The 7,397-nt window shown below is 62.5% G+C and carries 8 protein-coding genes; all 8 read right to left on the bottom strand.

The genetic code is table 11. The features are described from left to right. Nucleotides 1-115: 115 nt before the first annotated feature. On the bottom strand, nt 116-805 hold the full coding sequence (gene trbF, locus OJJ21_RS10830) for a conjugal transfer protein TrbF (RefSeq protein ID WP_297686057.1): 690 nt from the start codon (nt 803-805) through the stop codon (nt 116-118). Then, nucleotides 805-2,196 (bottom strand): P-type conjugative transfer protein TrbL, encoded by a 1,392-nt coding sequence (gene trbL, locus OJJ21_RS10825; RefSeq protein WP_297686055.1) that lies wholly within the window; start codon nt 2,194-2,196, stop codon nt 805-807. Before trbL ends, trbF begins: the two co-directional genes overlap by 1 nt. Continuing rightward, the gene (gene trbK-alt, locus OJJ21_RS10820) at nt 2,193-2,480 is read right to left on the bottom strand and encodes a putative entry exclusion protein TrbK-alt (protein WP_297686052.1); all 288 of its coding nucleotides are present in this window, start codon (nt 2,478-2,480) and stop codon (nt 2,193-2,195) included. Before trbK-alt ends, trbL begins: the two co-directional genes overlap by 4 nt. Before the next feature lie 14 nt (nt 2,481-2,494). Beyond that, complete coding sequence (gene trbJ / locus OJJ21_RS10815; protein WP_297686050.1) at nt 2,495-3,274, bottom strand: P-type conjugative transfer protein TrbJ; 780 nt, start codon at nt 3,272-3,274, stop codon at nt 2,495-2,497. Beyond that, complete coding sequence (trbE, locus tag OJJ21_RS10810; protein ID WP_297686048.1) at nt 3,271-5,775, bottom strand: conjugal transfer protein TrbE; 2,505 nt, start codon at nt 5,773-5,775, stop codon at nt 3,271-3,273. Before trbE ends, trbJ begins: the two co-directional genes overlap by 4 nt. A gap of 9 nt (nt 5,776-5,784) precedes the next feature. Further along, a complete protein-coding gene (locus OJJ21_RS10805) occupies nt 5,785-6,066 on the bottom strand; it encodes a VirB3 family type IV secretion system protein (RefSeq protein WP_297686046.1) in 282 nt (93 codons plus the stop codon). Then, nucleotides 6,066-6,410, bottom strand: a complete 345-nt coding sequence (locus OJJ21_RS10800) for a TrbC/VirB2 family protein (RefSeq protein WP_297686044.1) — start codon at nt 6,408-6,410, stop codon at nt 6,066-6,068. Before OJJ21_RS10800 ends, OJJ21_RS10805 begins: the two co-directional genes overlap by 1 nt. Beyond that, nucleotides 6,407-7,397: P-type conjugative transfer ATPase TrbB (gene trbB, locus OJJ21_RS10795; protein WP_297686042.1), on the bottom strand; the 991-nt coding region annotated here is incomplete at its 5' end. The genes OJJ21_RS10800 and trbB, both read right to left, overlap by 4 nt.

Below are 7,397 nucleotides of genomic sequence, written 5' to 3'. Positions count from 1 at the left end.
GCCGCATCGTCGTAGTCGATCTCCGGCGGGATATATTTCTTCGCGCAGCCGGCAAGCAGCGATGCGGATAGTAGCGGTGCCAGCAGCAGTAATGCACTTTTCCTGTATGCCCCCTTCATTGCGAAAGTTCCTTCGACCAGTTGATTGCGTTGACATAGACGCCGAGTGGATTGGCGCGCAGCTTGTCGGCGGTCCGCGGCGACTGGACCACAACGGTCAGAATGGCGGTCCAGCGTTCGGTGATGGAGAGTTGGCCGTTCTCGAACTGCCGTTCGGTCCAGGCGATGCGGAAGCTGTCGGGTGAAGCACGGATGACGCTGGAGATATCGACAGCGATCTGGTTCTTGCCGACCTTCGTGAAGGGGTCATTGGCACGGGCGTAGTCGTTCAACGCGATCGCCCCGCGATCGGTGGTGTATTCGTAAGCCCGCAGCCAGTTCTGGCGCACGATGACGGGATCGGCCGGAATGCTGCGAACCTGCTCGATGAAGCGAGCGAGATGCCAGGCAATCTGTGGATCGGTCGGCCGATAGTCGGTCACAGCAGAGGCAACGGCCTGCGCCTCGCCGAATTTATCGATCTGCACCACCCATGGCACCACGGTCCCACGCGTCGATTGCCAGACCAGAGCGGACGCAAATCCGCCAGCCAGAAACAGAGAACCAAAGGCCATCAGCCGCCAGTTTCTCGCCTGCACACGCGCAGACCCTATGCGCTCGTCCCAGACCTGCGCGGCCTTCTGGTAGGGCGTTTCGGGTTCCGGGGTCCGCGCGTAGCGCACGGAAGGTCGTCTGAAGATGTTCATCATCGGTCATCCTGATTGAGAGAGACGGACATGGAGCCACCACCGTGATCGGCGGAGCGGACCGTATGGGCGGCGGTGCTGACACCGTGACTGACCGCACTGCTTCGCTTCATGCGTTGCGCCCATTCGGGCGGCCTCGAGGGCGATATGTCAGAGCCGGACACGGCGGCAGAGCTTGCGGACTGCGAACCGGCAAACGATGGATCGTTGGCGGCTTCAGGCATGCCGACGCCGACGTCGTTCTTGCCGCCGGTCGCCTTCCATGCGCCTGCCTGTCCGGAGCGATAGCTGGAGCGCATGGATTGGGATACGCCGGACCCCATGGCCCTGCCCTTGTTCACGGCAAAACCCGCGGCTGCTTTTGCGACACCAGCAAAACCGGTGGCACCACCGCCAGTCCCTGTCGATCCAGCGGTTGCGTCACCAAGACCGTAGGCGGTCCCGGCGCCGCCCGCGAGTGTTGCCCCTCCCCTTGCCGCGCCGCCGGCAGCACTTGCGGCAGCACCCAGTCCAACCTTGGCACCCATGTAGCCTGCGGCTCCCAAACCGGCTGCGGCAACGCCTGTTCCGACAGCAGCGCCTGCTCCGAGTTGCGGGGCGCCGGATACCAGGCCACTCGCGATACCGGGGCCGAAGATCGACAGGCCCATCAACGAGAGCGCGCCGAGCACAATCGACAGTGCCTCGGTGATGGTCGGCTGTTCAGAGAAACCGGATGTGAACTCGTCAAACAGGCCGGAGCCGATGCCGACAATGACGGCCAGCACCAGTATCTTGACGCCGGAGGCGACGATGTTGCCGAGCACCTTTTCGGCGAGGAAGGACGTCTTGTTGAACAGCGCGAAGGGGATCAGCACGAAGCCCGCGAGCGTCGTCAGCTTGAACTCGATCAGCGTGACAAAGATCTGGATGGCCAGAATGAAGAAGGCGACGAGAACGATGCCCCATGCGACCATCAGCACGAAGATCTGCACGAAATTCTCGAAGAAGGCGATATAGCCCATCAGCTCGCCGGCCGCCTGGAGGATGGGATTACCGGCATCGATGCCGACCTGCGCGACGCGACCGGGCTGCAACAGTTCCGAAGCCGAGAGGCTGGAGCCGCCGGCCTTGAGGCCGAGCCCGGAAAAGCTTTCGAAGACGATGCCCGCCAACCGGTTGAAGTTACCGATGATGAAAGCAAAGAAGCCGATATAGAGTGTCTTCTTGACCAGCCGCTGCAGCACGTCCTCATCCGCGCCCCAGGCCCAGAACAGACCGGCCAGCACGATATCGATGACGATCAGCGTCGCGGTGAGAAAGGCGACTTCGCCGTCGAGTAGGCCGAAGCCGCTATCAATATAGGCGGTGAAGGTCTCGAGGAAACGGTCAATGATACCGGTATTGTTCATGGCGACGGCGCCTCGCCGGTCTTCGGCACGACCGGCCGATCGGATGCGAAGAACCGGCGGCGATTTTCCGCCCAGGCCTTGCGGCAGGCAGCGTCATCGGCAGCAGCCATGCCAAGGTCGCGGCAGCGCGCGAGCCCAGTCTTGACGGGCTCGCCGCCCGGACGCCCGATACTGGGGGCTTTTGTATCGGTTGCGTCTTCATCTTGCAGGGCAACAATGGCGGCGGTCAGCCCTGCACCAAGTGCGAAAACGGCAACTATCCGGGCGGCGATCTTCAGGTCCATTGTCTGCATGCTCCTCAATCGTGGAACATGCGAACGCTGGACGGACTGTAGGCCGAACCGGTCATGAAACGGCTGAACTGCTCTCGGGCCTGTTCCTGTGCTGCTGCAGCCCTCGCCTGTTCCAGCGCACTGGCCCTGCCCTGCGCGGCGAGCATGGCGGTCAAGTCGGAGATCTGTTTTGCCTGCACGGCCATGAGCTGGTTGCCGGCCTGGGTCGCCTGCAGCACGCCAACCGCCGACTGGCTGGCATCGACCAGTTCGCCGGTCTGCTGTTGCGTGCCCTCGATATTGTCGACTGCCACGGCTCCCGCCTTCAGCGAATGCTCGAAAGCGGAAACCGATTGCTGCCAGCGCTGTTGCGCGGCCGAGACCAGCTGCGTTGCCGTCCGGTCTCCAGCGGCAAAATCGCGATAGGTGGCGTTGAATTGCTCGTCGATATCCTGGACGTCGTAGGCAAGCTGGTCCGCTTCCCCGAGCAGGTTCTTCATCTCCGAAAAATTGCCCTCGATCTCAGACAGCATCGAGGTTGGCAGGCTTGTGAGGTTCTTCGCCTGATTGATCAGCATCTGGGCTTCGTTCTGAAGCGACGTGACCTGATTCTTGATCTGCTCCAGTGCCCGGGCGGCCGAGAGCAGGTTCTGGCTGTAGTTGGTGGGGTCGTAGACGATCCGCCATGCGAAAGCCGGCGTCGCCAGCAATGGAACAGCAGCGCATGGCAGGACCAGAATGGCTGCGGCGCAGGCGAGTGAGCGGACGCGGCCTCTGAGGCCGGCACGGACAACGGTAGTCTTCATGGAGCAATCTCCTCTTTGGGTGACAGGGGGATGGCGTCCGAGCCACTCGTCATTTCCGCCGACTGGTCGATGACGTTGGTGAGGTCGGGAACGAGATCGGCGGCCCAGCGCAGGCCGTTGGCCTCGAGCCAGGCTTCGAGAAAGTATGGGCGCGCGCCTTCGCGGATCAGTTCATCAATCAACGCATGGTCAGCCTTGGTCGATGCGGCGCACAGCGTCAGCGCAACGGATCCGAGGCCAAGCTCGAACAGCCGGTTGCCTCTGCGGCTCTGGCAGTAATAGTCCCGCTTCGGCGTTGCCCTGGCGATGATCTCGATCTGGCGCGCATTCAAACCGAAGCGTTCATAGACAGAGGTTATCTGCGGCTCGATGGCCCGCTCGTTGGCGAGGAAGATGCGCGTCGGGCAGCTTTCGACGATGACGGGCGCGATCGGCGAGGCCTCGATGTCGGCAAGCGACTGCGAGGAGAAGACGACGCTGACATTCTTCTTGCGTAGCGTCTTCAGCCATTCCTTGATCTTCTGGGCGAAGCCGCCGTCGTCCAGCGCCTGCCAGCCTTCGTCGATGATCAGCAGGCTCGGCCGACCGTCGAAGCGGGATTCGATCCGGTGGAACAGATAGGAAAGAACGGCGGGCGCCGCTCCCGTGCCGATCAGCCCTTCAGTCTCGAACGCCTGCACCTGCGCGTCCCCAAGCCATTCCATTTCCGCATCGAGGAGGCGACCATATGGGCCACCGATGCAGTAGGGCCGCAAAGCCTGCTTGAGCGCTAAGGATTGCAACAGTACCGTCAGGCCAGTGATGGTCCGCTCCATGATCGGCGCGGAGGCCAGGGACGTCAACGCCGTCCAGAGATGTTCCTTGATATCAGGCGTGATGGTGACGCCCTCACGGATCAGGATATCGACAAGCCAGTCGGCGGCCCATGCCCGTTCCGGCGTGTCCTCGATCCCGGCGAGCGGCTGGAGGGACACGGTATTGAGGAGCGATGTATCGTCGGAGAGCGAACCGCCCAAATCCTGCCAGTCGCCATTCATGGCGAGCGTTGCTGCTCTTATGCTTCCGCCGAAGTCGAAGGCGAAGACCTGGGAGCGGAGATATCGGCGGAACTGCAGGGCCATTATCGCCAACAGCACGGACTTTCCGGCACCGGTCGGGCCGACAACCATAGTGTGGCCGACATCGCCGACATGAAGAGAAAACCGGAACGGCGTCGATCCTTCGGTGCGGGCATAAAACAATGGCGGCGCCTCGAAATGTTCGTCCTTCGCCGGGCCTGCCCAGACCGCCGAGAGCGGGATCATGTGGGCGAGGTTCAACGTCGAGATCGGCGGCTGGCGGACATTGGCATAGGTCTGGCCGGGAATGCTGCCGAGCCATGCCTCGATGGCATTGACGCTTTCGACGATCGCCGTGAAGTCGCGTGACTGGATGACTTTTTCCGTCAGCCGCAGTTTCTCGTCGGCGATCGCCGGATCGGTGTCCCAGACCGTGACCGTGGCAGTGACGTAGACCTCCCCAACCTGGTCGGAGCCGAGATCCTGCAGGGCTGCATCGGCATCGGCTGCCTTGTTGGCGGCATCGCTATCGACCAGCACCGATTGCTCGTTGGTCAGCACTTCTTTCAGGATCGCGGCGATGGATTTGCGCTTGGCGAACCACTGCCGCCTGATCTTTGTCACCAGCCGTGTCGCGTCGGTCTTGTCGAGCATGATCGCCCGGGTGCTCCACCGATAGGGAAAGGCCAGCCGGTTGAGATCATCGAGGATGCCGGGAAAGGTGACCGTCGGAAACCCGATCACCGTCAGCGTACGCAGATGGAAGTCGCCGAGCCTCGGCTCCAGGCCACCGGCCAAAGGCTGATCCGCTAGCAACGCGTCGAGGTGGACAGGTGTTTCCGGAATACGGACACGATGGCGTTTGATGGAAATGGTCGAATGCAGATAGGTGAGCGTGTCAGCGTCATCTAGCCATCCGGCTTCTGGCACGAAGCCTTCCACGAGATGGAGGACACGGTCCGTGCGATCGACAAAGCTGTTCAGAAGCCCCCACGGATCGACCCCGCCTTTCTCCCTGCCCTCGTAGAGCCAACCTTCCATGCGCGAGGCTTCTTCCGCAGGCGGTAGCCAGACGAAGGTAAGGAAATAGCTGCTCTCGTAGAGAAGGCCGGATTCCTCGAACTGTTCGCGCCGCTCAATGTCGAGAAGCGCAGATGCGGAATCCGGAAACAGGCTTTCCGGATAGTCGGTGGCCGGATTGCGCTGTGCTTCGACGAAGATCGCCCAGCCTGAGCCGAGACGACGCAGCGCGTTGTTGAGCCGCGCCGTGGTGCCGACCAGCTCGGCCGGCGTGGCGCTGTCGAGATCGGGACCCCGAAACTGTGCGGTGCGCTGGAACGAACCGTCCTTGTTCAGGACGACGCCCGGTGCGACCAGAGCCGCCCATGGCAGGAAGTCGGAGAGGTGGGAAGCGCGTTTGCGGTATTCGGCGAGGTTCATCATCGGCAAACCTCACACGCCCATATGCGCCGGGTAGCGCAGGTGCCTGCGCCCTACATCGACGAACTGCGCATCGCGTTTGGCTGCCCAGACGGCCGCGAAATGGCCGATGGCCCAGATCACCAACCCGGCGATCCACAGGCGAAGGCCGAGGCTGACGGCAGCCGCGAGCGTGCCATTGGCGATGGCCACGGCACGGGGAGCGCCACCGAGCAAGATCGGCTCGGCGAGCGAACGATGAACAATGGCGAAGTAAGCGCGCACTTCATCTTCGTGCTGAAAACCGCCCGCCATCAGACCAGCGCTCCGCCGCCGAAGGAAAAGAACGACAGAAAAAAGGAACTGGCCGCAAACGCGATGCTCAATCCGAAGACGATCTGGATCAGCTTGCGGAAGCCGCCGGACGTGTCGCCGAAGGCGAGCGCCAGGCCGGTGGCGATTATGATGATCACCGCGACGATCTTGGCGACCGGCCCTTCGATGGATTCCAGGATCTGCTGCAGCGGCTCCTCCCAGGGCATGGACGAGCCGGAGGCATGGGCGGGTGCAGCCATCAGGAGCGCGATCAAGGCAATCGCCGTCGCATGGACAAGGCGATTGCGAGCACGACGAAGGACAGACAAGACAGACGTATTCATTGCTGATCTCCTTTCGGGAGTGGTTGGTGAGCGGGAAGAAGCTGGGCGTTGAGGGTGCGATAATCGCCGGAGACGGGATCGAGCCCGTCGACCAGGGCGATTTCCGCAAGGCGGCGGTTGGCACCACGGCCGGACAGAACGGCGATGACGTCGATGGTTTCGGCGATCAGCGCGCGGGGAACCGTGACCACGGCTTCCTGTACGAGTTGCTCCAACCGCCGCAGCGTGCCTATCGCCGTGTTGGCGTGGATCGTGCCGATGCCGCCGGGATGACCGGTGCCCCAGGCCTTCAGGAGGTCGAGGGCTTCCGCGCCGCGTACCTCACCTACCGGAATGCGGTCAGGTCGCAGGCGCAGAGATGACTTCACCAGATCGGAAAGCGAGGCCACGCCATCCTTGGTACGCAGAGCCACGAGATTGGGAGCGGCGCATTGCAGCTCTCTGGTGTCCTCGATCAGCACGACGCGATCGGACGTTTTGGCGACTTCCGCCAGCAGCGCATTGGTGAGCGTCGTCTTGCCGGTGGATGTGCCACCGGCGACAAGTATGTTCTTGCGCTTCACCACCGCCAGCCGAAGCACCTCAGCCTGGTGCTGCGTCATGATGCCAGCGGCGACATAATCGGAGAGGGTGAAGACAGCGACAGCAGGCTTGCGGATGGCAAATGTCGCGGCAGCAACGACCGGCGGCAGCAATCCCTCGAAGCGTTCACCGGTTTCCGGCAGTTCGGCCGAGACGCGGGGCGCTCCGGCATGAACCTCGGCGCCAACATGGTGGGCAACCAGCCGTACGATACGTTCGCCATCAGCCGGGATCAGTATGTCGTCCGTTGCGACAAGACCATCCTTCAAACGATCGATCCACAGACGCCCGTCCGGGTTCAGCAGTATTTCAACGATGGCGGGATCTTCGAGATAGCCGGCGATGGCCGAACCGAGCGCCGTGCGGAGCATGCGCGCGCCGCGTGATACAGCCTGCCCTTGGTGA

The organism is Ferrovibrio sp., from assembly GCF_025869515.1.
Classification (GTDB): domain Bacteria; phylum Pseudomonadota; class Alphaproteobacteria; order Ferrovibrionales; family Ferrovibrionaceae; genus Ferrovibrio.
The sequence above is the reverse complement of the archived record's forward strand: the minus strand, read 5'-3'. Positions and strand labels throughout refer to the sequence as shown.